We start from the raw sequence: 14,599 nt of genomic DNA on the forward strand, positions 1-14,599 counted from the left end.
ACGAATCAGGGCCATTGCGCCAGGGGGGCCCGAAAGCGATCCGGATGGAGCAACGCAATCCCAGGCGGAAGACCGCTCTGATCCTGCGGGCGAAGATAGCCCCAACTCACCAGAAAACAGGGCAACTTTTCTAACCCTGGGGTTGAGCGCACCGCCTCCAGCGTCGCCCGGCGGTCTTCCACGAAGCCACACAGCCTTCGCTGCTGCTGAAGCTGAAGCAGCACCTGAGGCTTGGCGCCAGCCTCACGGCCATCCAGGCGCCAAGGGTGCAGGCCAAGGCTGTTCAGCAGTTCAGCTGTGAAGGTCTGGGTTTTGGTGGTCAGAACAGACCAGTCCACCCCCTCAGCCTCCAACTGCTGCAGCCGCTCCACCAGACCGGGGAAAGGTCGATGCAGCGCCAACCAAGCCGAACGGCTCTGCCGAACGGCTTGATCCCTGGCGTCATCGAGGGCCGCCTGCAGCTGCTCCGGCCGCCATCCACGCCGTTGCAGTGCCGAGGCCTGCGCGTCCCCATAGGACTCCAGCCAAACCTGAAGGTTCAGCACCGGCAGCTCTGCGGCCAGCAGAACCATCTCCCAACCGTGATGCACCCACGGCCGCAGCTGTCGGAAGGCGTCAGGGACCTGATCAGGCGTCAAGCCCTCTGGAGCAGCCTCAAGACGACGACAGGCATGCCAGGCACTCCACCAGTACTCCGCCATGCCATCAACGATGACCCCGTCGAAGTCGAAGACCAGGAGGGGGCGATCATTCATGGACGAAAACTGGGCCGCTAGGATTCGAACCTAGGAATGGCGGGACCAAAACCCGCTGCCTTACCACTTGGCGACGGCCCATTGATCCGTTTGAACCGCGACCTGCGGATCACCGGAGTACACATAGTTACCCACAGCAGCCAACCCTTCGTCAATCCACCGGGCGAACCAACCGACGGCCGATCAGCGGGGGAAAACCCTCAGGCGTGACATTTCAGCCTCACCGAAGACATCACTGCGCAATCGGTAACGGCGCACAAGGTCGGCCTGCATCCGGAGAACACGCTCACTGCGAGGCAGCAACTCCACCGGCCTGCCTTGCGGCATCACCACCTGTTCCACCGCAAGCCGGCATTCCTCGAGAGCAGCCAATTCATCATCCTGAGACGCCCGATCCGGCGGAGTGACCTCTGCGGCTGTTTCGGTGGCCTGACGGCGCAGAAGACGTGCCATGGCACGGGTCACCTGGGGCAGGGTGTCGGACTTGATCACCAGGATCGGGATCCCCAGATCCCTGACCTGACGGCGCAGTGATGGTTGACGACTAAGGCCCAGCCGAACGCTCAACACCACATCAGCCTCACTCAAGTCCTCCACCACCCGCGCCTTCCAACCGTGGGAACGGATGGCCTCTTCCACAACACGAGGTGGAACCCCGCAACAGAGAACCTGCAGATGCTCGGAGCTGGTCTCCTGCGGAGGTGGTTCCTCTGCCGCACTGGCCCCTTGGGCACTGGCTGCAGGCATGGGCACGGGAGCGGAGACCGGCTGATCCGCAAACGACCGTTGAGACGGAGGCCGCAGCAAACCGGAAGCCTGAGGCGGGTCCACCAACTGAACGCCCCCCTCAGGCGTCAGCTCGCGCTCCTGAACCCTTGGCTTCAGGCCCCGGAGCAGTTGATCCACGGTGGCGGCAACGTCGGTGTGAACGGCCCAGCGCTGCCGGCTGTGCATTTCAACCGCCACCGGAAACGTTGGTTCGGCGGCGCGCTCCAACACCGTTTTCTGACTGCGCCGCCGCCGGGCCTCCTCATCCCCGAGGGTGACCGCCTGAATCCCCCCCACCAGATCGCTGAGGGTGGGGTTCTTGATCAGGTTGGCCAAAGCATTGCCGTGGGCTGTGGCGACGAGAACCACACCACGTTCAGCGATGGTGCGCGCGGCCTGCGCCTCCAGCTCCGTGCCGATCTCATCGATCACGATGACTTCGGGCATGTGGTTTTCCACCGCCTCGATCATGGTTTGGTGCTGCAGCTCAGGCCTGGCCACCTGCATGCGGCGGGCCCGACCGATCGCGGGGTGCGGGATGTCGCCATCACCGGCGATCTCATTGCTCGTGTCGATCACAACAACGCGCCGCTCCAGCTCATCGGCAAGCACCCGGGCGATCTCGCGCAACGCCGTTGTCTTGCCCACACCCGGGCGCCCCAACAACAACAGGGACTGCCCTCCATCCAGGAGGTCCCGCACCATGGCAACGGTGCCGAACACGGCTCGGCCCACACGACAGGTCAAACCGACCACCTCACCCTGACGGTTGCGGATCGCGCTGATCCGGTGAAGCGTTCGTTCGATTCCCGCCCGGTTGTCGCCACCGAACTGACCGAGCCTGGCCACCACAGCCGTTAGATCCTCGCGGGACAAAGGCGTGGAACCCAACGCCAGGGCACGGCCCGGATAACGGGCTTCTGGAACCCGACCCAGATCGAGCACCACCTCAAGCAACTGCTCTCGCGCTTCTTCCGGCCGCAACTGCTCCTGCACGGCATCCGGCAGGAGCTCGAGAAGGCGATCCAGATCGTCGGTGACCCGTTGCGTGCCCATGGGATCTGCGCGTTTCAGCCTTCTAGCAAGAGCGCTGCAGCCATGGCGCAACCAATGGACGCGCGAGGGAGAGGGCACGCTTCCAACCCTCGGGCCATTGCCACAGGGCAAGGCCACGGGTTTGCGCCTCATCCAGCACAGGCATCAGCAAGCGACGGGCCACACCGCCAAAGGCGATGCCAGCCGGCCGCTCCGTCGGACGCAAGAACTCCAGCGTTGCGGCGTTGGTACCACCGGCCAGCTGCAGCGGGCCCGGCGGGGCCAGACTTCGCATGGCACGCCAGAGCTGAACTGCAGCCCGCGCGGTGCCAGCCCCCACATCGCCGCTCATCGGACGCCCATCCAGCTGCCAGAGGGGTCTGTAACCGCCTTGCCGCAGGCGGGAGTAGCGACGCCAAAGCAAATCAGCCAACTGATCAGCCTTCACGCCGTGGCCCTCCAAGCCGGAGCTCACAGCCAAGCGCCGCAAGGAAACCTTGTGCTGCTGAAGGCTTTGGATCAGCGTTGCGAAGCCCTCGTCATGCCCAGATGCGGTGTGAATCTCCACAGCATCGGGCTGAATCGATTGGAGCAGGGAGATCACCTGTTCGGGCGCCAAGCGGTGGTCGCGCTCCTCAATCAGCCCATGGGGGCAAGCCGGCAGGCAGCGGCCGCAGCCATAGCAACGCTGCTGGTCGATGCCAGCAGCGGGCGGAATCGCTGACGCCGGACAAATCCTTTCGCAGGGCCGCGGACAGTCCACAGGGCAGCGGCCAGGATCGAACCAGGCCTTGCGGAAGTGAGCATCGGTGCCATCGCTGAGGCTCACCATCAGCCAGGGGCGACGCCCTGTTTGCGCCTCAACCCAGTCCAGGCCGCGACGCGCTGCCAGGGCAACTGCTGGATCGGCAGCCACATCAACGCAATGAACACCAACAGCCGCAAAGACTGCGGTCAGGTCGGCAATGGCCGGCAGATCCTGGTTGCTTGCTCCACAGATCAGCTTGACCCAGCGGCCCTGTAAGAGGGCATCGTCAGGCGTCAGGCCTTCAGATATGTGGTCATCGGTTCCCACTTCAGGCTGCGAGCACCACCCATCTCCACGATGATGCGTAAACGCGGTTCGCGCTTGCACAGATCGCAGAGAGAAAGAAGTTCAGAGCGCGAGAGCACCTGGCCTTCCAGCAGCCAGAGAGCCACGGGAGCATCACCTTCAAACAGGTCGCCGAGCTGGGGAGCCACCTCCTGCACTTCTCCCAAAGCAGCTCCACGACCAACACTTTGATGGCCGAGATGGGGCGGACGGATGCCGTGCTTCTGGGTGAGAAACACCTCCGGATCACCAAGACCACGGGCCGATGTCATGCGAGTGCTGTAACCAGCGCCGCGCAGACGTCTTAATAGACGGGTTTCTGCACCGCCTTCAAGCGGAGCCTGCACCGCCAGGCAGCCATTGGCTTCGAGATCACGGCGAAATGCCTGACCGGTGAGAAGCAGAGGCATGGCAGCTACAGGGATTGGAGGAGATTCTGGCAGCAGGCAGAGGGATCAGGGGAGAGGGAAGGTCGGTGTTGTAGTTTCGTTGTTTGTTCTGTGTTTCTGTGCCCGTCCGCTAGCCGGGCCTCCAGTCGGCAGAACAGATTCGACGATTGCGTCGAATCCCCAGGCCAGTACGGAAGCTTTCTTCGGAGATCTCCGTCGGGAAACTGCAACAGCACATCGTGCAGATGCAAGTCCCAGCCTCGCTGAATCGTTCGCTAGCCCATTCGAATCCACTCCTTCGGGAGTTCCGCTTCGAACCACGTCTGCGTCCAATCGATCAGCACCTGACCCCATGCGGTTCTCCGCCTGGTGGTTGTCCACGCTGGCGCTTCCTCCCCATCCATGTCCATCGGCATCCTCGGGAAGAAGCTGGGTATGTCCCAGTTCTTCGACGAGCAGGGCAGAGCTGTTCCGGTCACCTTGATCGAAGCCGGCCCCTGCCGCATCACCCAACTCAAAAACGACGACACTGACGGTTATTCCGCAGTGCAGATCGGCTTTGGCGAAACCCGCGAGAAGCTGATCAACAAGCCCGCCCAGGGTCACCTCAACAAATCCGGTGAGGGCCTTCTGCGTCATCTGCGCGAATACCGCGTCGACAGCGTTGAAGGTCTCGAACTCGGTGGCGCCATCACCGTCGGCGATTTCGAAGCCGGCCAGAAGGTGGACGTCAGCGGTGACACCGTCGGCCGCGGCTTCGCTGGCTACCAGAAGCGCCACGGCTTCAGCCGGGGTCCGATGACCCACGGTTCGAAGAACCACCGCGAGCCCGGTTCGACCGGTGCCGGTACGACCCCGGGCCGCATCTATCCCGGAAAGCGGATGGCCGGTCGCTACGGCGGCAAGAAAATCACCACCCGCGGCCTGACCATCCTCAAGGTGGACAGCGAGCACAACCTGCTGGTGGTGAAGGGATCCGTGCCCGGCAAGCCTGGTGCGCTGCTCAACATCCGCCCGGCCTTGCGCGTGGGCGCCAAGCCCGCCAAAGGAGGTAAGTGATGGCCAATTGTGTCGTTCGTGATTGGCAGGGCAAGGAAGCCGGCAAGGCAACCCTGGACCTGAAGGTGGCCAAAGAGACCACCGCCGTTGACCTGATGCATCGGGCCGTTCTGCGTCAGCAGGCCCATGCACGCCAAGGAACCGCCAGCACCCTCACCCGCTCAGAAGTGCGCGGTGGTGGTCGCAAGCCCTACAAGCAGAAAGGAACTGGTCGGGCCCGTCAGGGATCGATCCGCACTCCTCTGAAACCCGGCGGCGGCATCATCTTTGGACCCAAGCCCCGCACGTACAACCTTGCGATGAACCGCAAGGAGCGTCGTCTGGCCCTGCGCACCGCGCTGATGGCCCGCATTGACGATGTGACCGTCGTGAAGGACTTCGGTGCTTCGCTGGAGGCCCCCAAGACCCGTGAGATCACAGATGCTCTGGGTCGCCTCGGTGTTGCTGCCGGCTCCAAGGTGCTCATCGTTCTGACGAACCCCTCCGATGTTGTGCGCCGTTCCGTGCGCAACCTGGAGAAAGTCAAGTTGATCTCCGCAGATCAGCTGAACGTCTTCGACCTGCTCCACGCCAATGCTCTGGTGCTGGGCGAGGAAGCTCTCGCAACCATCCAGGAGGTCTACGGCGATGACTGAACGTTTCCAAGGACGCCTGGCGGATGTGATCCGCCGTCCCCTGATCACCGAGAAGGCCACCCGCGCCCTCGAAATCAACCAGTACACCTTCGAGGTGGACCACCGCGCCGCAAAGCCCGACATCAAGGCCGCCATTGAGCAGCTCTTCGATGTGAAGGTCACCGGCATCAGCACCATGAATCCCCCGCGACGCTCCCGTCGCATGGGTCGCTTCGCCGGCAAACGTGCCCAGGTGAAGAAAGCCGTGGTGCGCCTGGCGGAGGGCAACTCGATCCAACTCTTCCCTGAGTCCTGAGGGGTCTGAATCGTCATGGCAATCCGTAATTTCCGCCCCTACACCCCCGGTACCCGCACCCGGGTGGTCACTGATTTCAGTGAGATCACCAGCCGCAAGCCGGAGCGGACCCTGGTGGTGGCCAAACACCGCCGCAAGGGCCGCAACAACCGCGGTGTGATCACCTGCCGCCACCGCGGTGGTGGCCACAAGCGCCTCTATCGCGTGGTGGATTTCCGTCGCAACAAGCACGGTGTCCCCGCCAAGGTGGCCGCGATTCACTACGACCCGCACCGCAACGCGCGTCTGGCACTGCTCTTCTACGCCGATGGCGAGAAGCGCTACATCCTTGCTCCTGCAGGAATTCAGGTGGGCCAGACCGTGGTCTCCGGCCCTGATGCCCCGATCGAAAACGGCAATGCCATGCCGTTGTCCTCGGTGCCCCTCGGTTCGGCGGTTCACTGCGTTGAGCTCTACGCCGGTCGTGGTGGCCAAATGGTCCGTACCGCCGGTGCCAGTGCCCAGGTGATGGCGAAAGAAGGCGACTACGTCGCTCTGAAGCTGCCCTCCACCGAGGTTCGCTTGGTTCGCCGCGAGTGCTACGCCACCCTCGGCGAGGTCGGTAACTCCGAGATGCGCAACACCAGCCTGGGTAAGGCCGGTCGTCGCCGCTGGCTCGGTCGCCGTCCTCAGGTTCGAGGCAGTGTGATGAACCCCTGCGATCACCCCCACGGTGGTGGTGAGGGTCGTGCACCGATCGGCCGTTCCGGCCCGGTGACCCCCTGGGGCAAACCCGCCCTCGGTCTCAAGACCCGCAAGCGGAACAAACCCAGCAACCAATACGTGCTCCGGAAGCGTCGCAAGACCTCCAAGCGGAGCCGTGGCGGACGCGATTCCTGATGCAAACCATCACTTATCCGCTTGCTTAAACCGTTATGGGACGTTCACTCAAAAAAGGTCCGTTTATTGCCGACAGCCTGCTTCGCAAGGTTGAAAAGCAGAACGACAACGACGACAAGTCTGTGATCAAGACCTGGTCACGGGCCTCCACGATCCTGCCGATGATGATCGGCCACACGATCGCGGTTCACAACGGCCGCACCCATGTGCCGGTGTTCATCACCGAGCAGATGGTGGGCCACAAGCTGGGAGAGTTCGCTCCCACCCGCACCTTCAAGGGCCACATCAGAGACAAGAAAGGAGGCCGCTAAACCATGACATCGTCAACCCAAACGGCACCCACCGCCCAGGCTCACGGTCGCTTCATCCGAGGCTCCGTGTCGAAGGTGCGCCGTGTGCTCGACCAAATCCGTGGCCGCACCTATCGCGACGCGCTGATCATGCTCGAGTTCATGCCCTACCGCTCCACCGGCCCGATCACCAAGGTGCTCCGGTCTGCGGTGGCCAACGCTGAGCACAACCTCGGTCTCGACCCCTCATCTCTGGTGATCTCGAGCGCGACCGCTGACATGGGCCCCTCCATGAAGCGCTATCGCCCCCGCGCCCAGGGCCGGGCTTACCAGATCAAGAAACAGACCTGCCACATCAGCATTGCTGTGGCGGCTCAGACCGATTCCTGACCCCCGAGGACTCTGACCCAATGGGACACAAAATCAACCCAACCGGTCTGCGCCTGGGGATCACCCAGGAACACCGGTCACGCTGGTACGCCTCCAGCAAGAACTATCCGGCCCTCCTCCAGGAGGACGACCGGATTCGCAAGTTCATCCACAAGAAGTACGGCTCCGCCGGCATCAGCGATGTGCTGATCGCCCGTAAGGCCGATCAACTGGAAGTTGAACTCAAGACCGCACGCCCCGGCGTGCTGGTCGGCCGTCAAGGCAGCGGCATCGAAGAGCTTCGCTCCGGCATTCAGAAGACCATCGGCGACTCCAGTCGTCAGGTGCGGATCAATGTTGTCGAGGTCGAACGCGTCGACGGTGATGCCTTCCTCCTTGCCGAGTACATCGCCCAGCAGCTGGAGAAGCGTGTGGCCTTCCGCCGCACCATTCGCATGGCTGTGCAGCGCGCTCAGCGTGCCGGGGTTCTGGGTCTGAAGATCCAGGTGTCCGGTCGCCTGAACGGTGCTGAGATCGCCCGGACGGAATGGACCCGCGAGGGTCGGGTGCCCCTGCACACCCTGCGTGCCGACATCGACTACGCCACCAAGGTGGCCAGCACGACCTACGGCGTGCTCGGCATCAAGGTTTGGGTGTTCAAGGGCGAAGTGCTGAGCGAACAGGCTCAGCCCATGCCGGTGGGTGCTGCCCCCCGGCGCCGGGCCAGCCGTCGGCCCCAACAGTTCGAAGACCGCTCAAACGAGGGTTGAACAGGAGGCCTGAACCATGCTGAGTCCAAAACGCGTCAAATTCCGTAAGCAGCAGCGAGGCCGCATGCGCGGCGTCGCCACCCGGGGCAACACCATTGCCTTCGGACAATTCGCGCTGCAGGCACAGGAATGTGGCTGGATTACCTCGCGCCAGATCGAGGCCAGCCGTCGTGCCATGACCCGCTACGTCAAGCGTGGCGGAAAAATCTGGATCCGGATCTTCCCCGACAAGCCGGTCACCATGCGCGCTGCCGAAACCCGGATGGGTTCCGGTAAGGGCAACCCAGAATTCTGGGTGGCGGTGATCAAGCCCGGTCGGATCCTGTTCGAGATGGGTGGTGATGAAATCACCCCCGAAATCGCCAAGGAAGCCATGCGCCTCGCGCAGTACAAGCTTCCCGTGAAGACCAAGTTCATCCAACTGGATGAGCAGGAGAAGTCAGCTGGTGCCAAGGCTCCGGCAGCTTCTGAAGCCGTCACCGTGGAGTCCTGACCATGGCCCGTCCCAACGCCGCCGATGTGCGCAGCCTGTCCGATTCGGACATCAACGAACAGATCGACGGCCTGCGCCGCGAGCTGTTCCAACTCCGTTTCCAGCAGGCCACGCGCCAGCTCGCTAACACGCACCGTTTCAAAGAGGTCCGCATCAAGCTGGCCCAGCTGCTGACGGTGCAGTCGGAGCGCCAGCGCTCCACCGCCTCCTGATCCCCCACTCCGTAACCATGGCAGTCAAGGAAAGGATCGGCACCGTCGTCAGCGACAAGATGGAAAAAACGGTGGTGGTCGCGGTGGAAAGCCGCTTCCCACACCCCATCTATCAAAAGACGGTCAGCCGTACCACCCGTTACAAGGCTCACGACGAAGACAACACCTGTCGCGTCGGTGACCGCGTTCGCATCACTGAAACCCGTCCGATGAGCCGCCAAAAGCGGTGGGCCATCGCCGAGGTTCTCAGCCACAGCCCGAAAGCTGCAGCTGAGGAAGCCAACAAGGCTGAAGCTCAGGAGGTGAAGCAGTGATCCAGCAGGAGTCCTATCTCACCGTTGCCGACAACAGCGGCGCCAAGCGCATTCAGTGCATTCGCGTCCTCGGCACCAACCGTCGCTATGCCCACGTGGGCGACGTGATCGTTGCCGCCGTGAAGGATGCCGCCCCCAACATGGGCGTCAAAAAGTCCGACGTGGTGAAGGCCGTTGTGGTGCGCACCAAAGCCACCATGCGTCGTGAAACCGGAAACTCGATCCGTTTCGACGACAACGCCGCCGTCATCATCAACGACGACAAAAACCCGAAAGGCACCCGCGTCTTCGGACCGGTGGCCCGTGAGCTGCGTGACCGCAGCTTCACCAAAATCGTGTCCCTCGCTCCGGAGGTGATCTGACCATGGCGACTGCAACCACCAAGGCCAAGGCCACCGAGCGCATCAAGATGCGCATCCGCAAGGGCGACACCGTTCAGGTGATCGCCGGCAAGGACAAGGGCAAAACCGGTGCCGTTCTGCGCACCCTGCCCAACGAAAACCGTGTCGTCGTGGAGGGCGTGAACATGCGCACCCGCCACGAAAAGCCCACCCAGGAGGGCGAGACCGGCCGCATCGTGACGGAGGAAGCTTCCCTGCATGCCTCCAACGTGATGCTGTATTCCACCGACAAAAAGGTGGCCAGCCGCGTTGAAATCGTCGTCGAGAAGGACGGCACCAAGAAGCGCCGGCTGAAGAAAACCGGTGAAGTCCTCGACTGATCCCGACTTCTGACCACGCCCAGAAGCACCCCAACCCGTTATGTCACTCAAGAAGCGCTACCGGGAGACCATCCAGCCCAAGCTGCAGAAGGATCTCTCCCTCACCAACATCCATGAAGTCCCCAAGGTGGTGAAAGTCACCGTCAACCGGGGTCTCGGCGAAGCCGCCGCCAATGCCAAGTCCCTCGAGGCTTCGGTGAATGAGCTGGCGCAGATCACCGGCCAGAAGGTCGTTGTGACCCGTGCCAAAAAAGCCATCGCCGGCTTCAAGATTCGGCAGGGCATGCCGATCGGCTGTGCCGTCACCCTCCGTGGTGATCGGATGTATGCCTTCCTCGAGCGCCTGATCAACCTGGCGCTGCCCCGCATCCGCGACTTCCGCGGGGTCAGCCCAAAGAGTTTCGATGGCCGCGGCAACTACACCCTTGGGGTGCGCGAACAGATCATTTTCCCTGAGATCTCCTTCGACAAGATCGATGCGATCCGGGGCATGGACATCACCATCGTGACCACTGCCCGTTCGGACGAAGAGGGCCGGGCCCTCCTCCGCGAGATGGGAATGCCGTTCCAGAGCAACTGAGCCCTCCCCGTCGACACCTATGGCCAACCACGACCCCATTTCCGACATGCTCACCCGCATTCGCAATGCGAGTGAGAAACGTCACGAAACCACCAAGATCCCCGCTTCGCGGATGACCCGCAGCATCGCCAAGGTGCTGCAGCAGGAGGGCTTCATCTCCGAGATCAGCGAGCAGGGTGAAGGCGTTCGCACCGAACTGGTGCTCGCCCTCAAGTACAGCGGCAAGCACAGGCTGCCCACCATCCGCTCCATGCAGCGGGTCAGCAAGCCCGGTCTCCGCATCTACAAGAACACTCGCGGCCTGCCCAAAGTCCTCGGAGGACTGGGCGTGGCGATCATCTCCACCTCCAAAGGTGTGATGAGCGACCGCGACGCCCGTCGTGAGGGCGTCGGTGGCGAAGTGCTCTGTTACGTCTACTGATCCGGAGCTGAACCATGTCACGAATCGGCAAAAACCCTGTTCCCGTCCCTGAAAAGGTCACGGTTTCCCTCGACGGTCTCACTGTCAAGGTGAAAGGACCCAAAGGCGAACTGGAGCGCACCCTTCCTGAAGGCGTCAGCGTCAGCCAGGACAACAACACCATCGTGGTCTCCCCCACGAGCACCAAGCGCATCTCCCGCGAGCGCCACGGCCTGAGCCGCACCCTCGTCGCCAACATGATCGAGGGTGTCAGCAACGGCTACAGCAAAGCCTTGGAGATCGTTGGTGTGGGCTCCCGTGCCCAGGTCAAAGGCAAAACTCTCGTGGTGAGTGCTGGCTACAGCCACCCCGTCGAGATGGAAGCCCCTGAAGGCATCACCTTCAAGGTGGAGAACAACACCAAGGTGATCGTCTCCGGCATCGACAAGGAGCTGGTGGGCAACGAAGCCGCCAAGGTCCGCGCCATCCGTCCGCCCGAGCCCTACAAGGGCAAAGGCATCAAGTACGAGGGCGAGCGCATCCTGCGCAAGGCAGGCAAGTCCGGCAAGAAATAAGCCTTGTCCTGACGTTCCTTCCCTTCACCCACCATGTCCCAACTGTCCCGCAAACAGCAGACGCAAAAACGCCACCGGCGTCTGCGTCGTCACATCACCGGAACCTCAGACCGTCCGCGTCTGGCCGTGTTCCGCTCCAACAACCACATCTACGCCCAGGTCATCGACGACGCGGCCCAGAGCACACTCTGCTCCGCCTCCACCGTTGACAAGGAGCTGCGCGCCGGCCTCAAGGCTCCGGCTGGCAGCTGCGACGCCTCTGTCGCCGTCGGCGAACTGGTCGCCAAGCGCGCCATCGCCAAAGGCATCCAGCAGGTGGTGTTCGACCGCGGCGGAAATCTGTACCACGGCCGGATTAAAGCCCTCGCCGATGCCGCCCGGGAAGCGGGCCTTCAGTTCTGATTCCTGCTCAACCCATGACAGATTCCTCCCCCCAATCCAATCCCAACGCCGTGCCGGGTGCGGCCGACGTTCCAGCGGCAGCCGAAGGGCAGCAGCAACAGGAACAGCGCCGCGGCCGTGGTGACCGTGATGGTCGTCGTGGCGACCGGCGTGGTGGCCGTCGCGGCCAGGAACGCGATTCCGAATGGCAAGAGCGCGTGGTTCAGATCCGCCGCGTCTCCAAGACCGTGAAAGGCGGTAAGAAGATGAGCTTCCGGGCCATCGTGGTTGTCGGCAACGAGAAAGGCCAGGTCGGCGTTGGTGTCGGCAAGGCCGGTGATGTGATCGGTGCCGTCCGCAAGGGTGTTGCCGATGGCAAGAAGCACCTCGTCAAAGTGCCGTTGACCCGCCACAACTCCATCCCGACCCTCTCCAATGGTCGTGATGGTGCTGCCAGCGTGCTCATCCGCCCTGCAGCCCCTGGTACCGGTGTGATCGCTGGCGGTTCCATCCGCACAGTGCTCGAACTCGCCGGCATCAAGAATGTCCTGGCCAAGCGCCTGGGCAGCAAGACCCCCCTGAACAATGCACGGGCTGCCATGGTGGCCCTGTCGCTTCTCCGCACCCACAAGGAGACGGCGAAGGAACGGGGAATCTCCCTCGAACAGATCTATTCCTGATTCGCGATGACTCTCCGACTCGATTCCCTCAAATCCAACAAGGGCGCTCGTCGCCGCAAATTGCGCAAGGGCCGCGGCATCGCCGCCGGTCAGGGTGCCAGCTGCGGCTTCGGTATGCGCGGCCAGAAATCCCGTTCGGGTCGCCCCACGCGCCCCGGCTTCGAGGGTGGCCAAATGCCTCTGTACCGCCGGGTGCCGAAGCTGAAGCACTTCCCCCTGGTGAATCCCAAGTTCTTCACCGTGCTCAACGTTTCTGCGTTGAACGACCTGAAGGACGGCAGCACCGTCAACTTGGATTCCCTGGTCAAGGACGGCATCTTGACCAGCCCCAAGCATCCTCTGAAGATGCTCGGCAACGGTGAACTGAAAGCCAAAAAGCTGACAGTGCAAGCCGCGGCGTTCACCGCCTCGGCCCGCACCAAGATCGAAGCCGCAGGCGGAACCTGCGAAATCCTCGACTAATCAAGGGCTCGTCCCCAAGTCAGCCCTAGGGTCTGAGCCGTCCGCTGGATTTCGATCCACGGGCGGCTTCTTGGCTTTTCGCCCAACTTCACTTTCTTCCGGACATGCTCGTCAGTCGGGGTCGCAACCCCAACGCCTCCGAAGTGATCGGCCAGCTGATCACCAACCCTGGGCTCCGCAGTCGCGTGCTCACCACACTCGGCCTGCTGTTGTTGGTGCGTCTTGGGATCTATATCCCAATGCCCGGAATCGATCGGGAAGCGTTCAAGCAATTCATCGATCAAGGCGGACAGCTGATCGGTTTTCTCGACATCTTCACCGGCGGCGGGATCTCCACCCTGGGCATCTTTGCCCTGGGGATCCTGCCCTTCATCAACGCCTCGATCATCCTCCAGTTGCTGACCGCAGCGCTGCCGCAGCTGGAAGACCTCCAGAAGAATGAAGGCGAGGCTGGCCGACGCAAGATCGCCCAGATCACCCGTTATGTGGCGCTCGGTTGGGGTCTCGTCCAGAGCGTGGTCTTCGCCATGATCCTGCGCCAATACGCCGTGGAAGGTCTGAGCGAAGTGACCTTTGTGGTTCAGACGGCACTGGCCCTGGTGACCGGCTCGATGGTGGTGATGTGGCTGAGTGAAGTAATCACGGAGCGGGGCATCGGCCAGGGGGCTTCCCTGGTGATTTTTCTGAACATCGTCGCCACCCTGCCGCGCACCCTCGGCGCCACGATCGAAGCCGCTCAAACCGGTGACCGCGACACCGTGCTGGGCATCATTGTTCTGGTGCTGGTGTTCCTGGCCACGATCGTTGGAATCATCTTCGTGCAGGAGGGAGCTCGCCGTATCCCGATCGTCAGCGCCAAGCGCCAGGTGGGTGGAGCAGGTGTGCTCCCCACGCGTCAGAGCTATCTGCCGCTCAAGCTGAATGCCGGCGGTGTGATGCCGATCATTTTCGCTTCAGCCCTGATTTTCCTGCCGGTCACCATCGCCAACCTCACCAAGAGTGAGTGGTTGATCCGTGCGGCCAGTGCCCTGAATCCTGGGGCAGCGAACCCCTGGCCATACGCACTCACATTTTTTGCGTTGATCCTGGGCTTCTCTTATTTCTATGCCTCTCTCACGGTGAATCCCGCTGACATCGCCACCAACCTGAAACGGGGTGGTGTGGCGATTCCAGGCGTTCGCCCCGGCAGCGCCACGGCCACTTATCTCTCAGGAGTCCAGAACCGCCTCACCTTGCTGGGTGGTCTGTTCCTCGGCGCCGTCGCCATCATTCCCGCGGCCGTCGAACGCGCCACGAATGTGCAGACCTTCCAGGGGCTTGGCGCCACATCACTGCTGATCCTTGTCGGTGTGGCCATCGACACGGCCAAGCAGGTGCAGACCTATGTGATCTCACAACGCTACGAAGGCCTCGTTCGCCAGTGAGCGCTGCTGGGCAGCGCACC

General features: G+C 62.6%; 23 protein-coding genes and 1 tRNA gene. 19 read left to right on the forward strand and 5 right to left on the reverse strand.

Features of this window, described 5'->3' with window-relative positions:
• Nucleotides 1-5: 5 nt before the first annotated feature.
• The 5 genes from NCN05_RS11905 to NCN05_RS11925 form a co-directional block, all read right to left on the reverse strand.
• Entirely contained in the window at nucleotides 6-755 is a 750-nt protein-coding gene (locus NCN05_RS11905; RefSeq protein ID WP_250398226.1) for an HAD family hydrolase, read from the reverse strand.
• A 9-nt stretch (nucleotides 756-764) separates the two neighbouring features.
• Nucleotides 765-836 (reverse strand) — tRNA-Gln (locus NCN05_RS11910).
• 102 nt (nucleotides 837-938) lie between these two features.
• Nucleotides 939-2,579 (reverse strand): AAA ATPase domain-containing protein, encoded by a 1,641-nt coding sequence (locus NCN05_RS11915; RefSeq protein ID WP_250398227.1) that lies wholly within the window; start codon nucleotides 2,577-2,579, stop codon nucleotides 939-941.
• Between the two features lie 22 nt (nucleotides 2,580-2,601).
• A complete protein-coding gene (locus tag NCN05_RS11920; RefSeq protein WP_250398228.1) occupies nucleotides 2,602-3,633 on the reverse strand; it encodes a Light dependent period protein LdpA domain-containing protein in 1,032 nt (343 codons plus the stop codon).
• Nucleotides 3,600-4,061: an NAD(P)H-quinone oxidoreductase subunit N gene (locus NCN05_RS11925; RefSeq protein WP_250398229.1), complete on the reverse strand. Its 462-nt coding sequence runs from the start codon at nucleotides 4,059-4,061 to the stop codon at nucleotides 3,600-3,602. Before NCN05_RS11925 ends, NCN05_RS11920 begins: the two co-directional genes overlap by 34 nt.
• A gap of 381 nt (nucleotides 4,062-4,442) precedes the next feature.
• On the opposite strand from NCN05_RS11925, the gene rplC reads away from it, so the two are divergent.
• From rplC to secY, 19 genes are all read left to right on the forward strand, one after another.
• Nucleotides 4,443-5,099: a 50S ribosomal protein L3 gene (gene rplC / locus NCN05_RS11930; protein ID WP_115010470.1), complete on the forward strand. Its 657-nt coding sequence runs from the start codon at nucleotides 4,443-4,445 to the stop codon at nucleotides 5,097-5,099.
• Nucleotides 5,099-5,734, forward strand: a complete 636-nt coding sequence (gene rplD / locus NCN05_RS11935) for a 50S ribosomal protein L4 (protein ID WP_250398230.1) — start codon at nucleotides 5,099-5,101, stop codon at nucleotides 5,732-5,734. Before rplC ends, rplD begins: the two co-directional genes overlap by 1 nt.
• Complete coding sequence (locus tag NCN05_RS11940; protein WP_006850625.1) at nucleotides 5,727-6,029, forward strand: 50S ribosomal protein L23; 303 nt, start codon at nucleotides 5,727-5,729, stop codon at nucleotides 6,027-6,029. The genes rplD and NCN05_RS11940 overlap by 8 nt, the downstream gene beginning before the upstream one ends.
• 15 nt (nucleotides 6,030-6,044) lie before the next feature.
• A complete protein-coding gene (rplB, locus tag NCN05_RS11945) occupies nucleotides 6,045-6,908 on the forward strand; it encodes a 50S ribosomal protein L2 (protein WP_250398231.1) in 864 nt (287 codons plus the stop codon).
• A 35-nt stretch (nucleotides 6,909-6,943) separates the two neighbouring features.
• A complete protein-coding gene (rpsS, locus tag NCN05_RS11950; RefSeq protein WP_006849645.1) occupies nucleotides 6,944-7,219 on the forward strand; it encodes a 30S ribosomal protein S19 in 276 nt (91 codons plus the stop codon).
• A 3-nt stretch (nucleotides 7,220-7,222) separates the two neighbouring features.
• Complete coding sequence (gene rplV / locus NCN05_RS11955; RefSeq protein ID WP_114987273.1) at nucleotides 7,223-7,588, forward strand: 50S ribosomal protein L22; 366 nt, start codon at nucleotides 7,223-7,225, stop codon at nucleotides 7,586-7,588.
• A gap of 20 nt (nucleotides 7,589-7,608) precedes the next feature.
• Nucleotides 7,609-8,337 carry a 30S ribosomal protein S3 gene (rpsC, locus tag NCN05_RS11960; protein ID WP_011363386.1) on the forward strand — a complete coding sequence of 243 codons (729 nt, stop codon included), beginning with the start codon at nucleotides 7,609-7,611 and terminating at the stop codon, nucleotides 8,335-8,337.
• 16 nt (nucleotides 8,338-8,353) lie between these two features.
• Nucleotides 8,354-8,830 carry a 50S ribosomal protein L16 gene (gene rplP, locus NCN05_RS11965; RefSeq protein ID WP_006851743.1) on the forward strand — a complete coding sequence of 159 codons (477 nt, stop codon included), beginning with the start codon at nucleotides 8,354-8,356 and terminating at the stop codon, nucleotides 8,828-8,830.
• Nucleotides 8,831-8,832: 2 nt separating this feature from the next.
• Nucleotides 8,833-9,042: a 50S ribosomal protein L29 gene (rpmC, locus tag NCN05_RS11970; protein ID WP_115010469.1), complete on the forward strand. Its 210-nt coding sequence runs from the start codon at nucleotides 8,833-8,835 to the stop codon at nucleotides 9,040-9,042.
• Nucleotides 9,043-9,059: 17 nt separating this feature from the next.
• Nucleotides 9,060-9,356, forward strand: coding sequence for a 30S ribosomal protein S17 (rpsQ, locus tag NCN05_RS11975; RefSeq protein ID WP_006850241.1), 297 nt, complete (start codon nucleotides 9,060-9,062; stop codon nucleotides 9,354-9,356).
• The gene (gene rplN, locus NCN05_RS11980) at nucleotides 9,353-9,718 is read left to right on the forward strand and encodes a 50S ribosomal protein L14 (RefSeq protein WP_114987269.1); all 366 of its coding nucleotides are present in this window, start codon (nucleotides 9,353-9,355) and stop codon (nucleotides 9,716-9,718) included. The genes rpsQ and rplN overlap by 4 nt, the downstream gene beginning before the upstream one ends.
• Before the next feature lie 2 nt (nucleotides 9,719-9,720).
• Nucleotides 9,721-10,077, forward strand: a complete 357-nt coding sequence (gene rplX, locus NCN05_RS11985) for a 50S ribosomal protein L24 (protein WP_006852039.1) — start codon at nucleotides 9,721-9,723, stop codon at nucleotides 10,075-10,077.
• A gap of 40 nt (nucleotides 10,078-10,117) precedes the next feature.
• On the forward strand, nucleotides 10,118-10,657 hold the full coding sequence (gene rplE / locus NCN05_RS11990; RefSeq protein WP_006851706.1) for a 50S ribosomal protein L5: 540 nt from the start codon (nucleotides 10,118-10,120) through the stop codon (nucleotides 10,655-10,657).
• A gap of 19 nt (nucleotides 10,658-10,676) precedes the next feature.
• Nucleotides 10,677-11,078: a 30S ribosomal protein S8 gene (gene rpsH, locus NCN05_RS11995; RefSeq protein WP_006850769.1), complete on the forward strand. Its 402-nt coding sequence runs from the start codon at nucleotides 10,677-10,679 to the stop codon at nucleotides 11,076-11,078.
• A gap of 14 nt (nucleotides 11,079-11,092) precedes the next feature.
• Nucleotides 11,093-11,632 carry a 50S ribosomal protein L6 gene (gene rplF, locus NCN05_RS12000; RefSeq protein ID WP_114987267.1) on the forward strand — a complete coding sequence of 180 codons (540 nt, stop codon included), beginning with the start codon at nucleotides 11,093-11,095 and terminating at the stop codon, nucleotides 11,630-11,632.
• A 33-nt stretch (nucleotides 11,633-11,665) separates the two neighbouring features.
• Nucleotides 11,666-12,034, forward strand: a complete 369-nt coding sequence (rplR, locus tag NCN05_RS12005; RefSeq protein WP_114987264.1) for a 50S ribosomal protein L18 — start codon at nucleotides 11,666-11,668, stop codon at nucleotides 12,032-12,034.
• Between the two features lie 14 nt (nucleotides 12,035-12,048).
• Complete coding sequence (rpsE, locus tag NCN05_RS12010) at nucleotides 12,049-12,693, forward strand: 30S ribosomal protein S5 (RefSeq protein WP_011363379.1); 645 nt, start codon at nucleotides 12,049-12,051, stop codon at nucleotides 12,691-12,693.
• A gap of 6 nt (nucleotides 12,694-12,699) precedes the next feature.
• Nucleotides 12,700-13,155 (forward strand): 50S ribosomal protein L15, encoded by a 456-nt coding sequence (rplO, locus tag NCN05_RS12015; RefSeq protein WP_250398232.1) that lies wholly within the window; start codon nucleotides 12,700-12,702, stop codon nucleotides 13,153-13,155.
• A gap of 104 nt (nucleotides 13,156-13,259) precedes the next feature.
• Nucleotides 13,260-14,579 (forward strand): preprotein translocase subunit SecY, encoded by a 1,320-nt coding sequence (gene secY / locus NCN05_RS12020; protein WP_115010466.1) that lies wholly within the window; start codon nucleotides 13,260-13,262, stop codon nucleotides 14,577-14,579.
• Nucleotides 14,580-14,599 lie beyond the last annotated feature (20 nt).

The organism is Synechococcus sp. MU1651 (assembly GCF_023630635.1).
Classification (GTDB): domain Bacteria; phylum Cyanobacteriota; class Cyanobacteriia; order PCC-6307; family Cyanobiaceae; genus Parasynechococcus.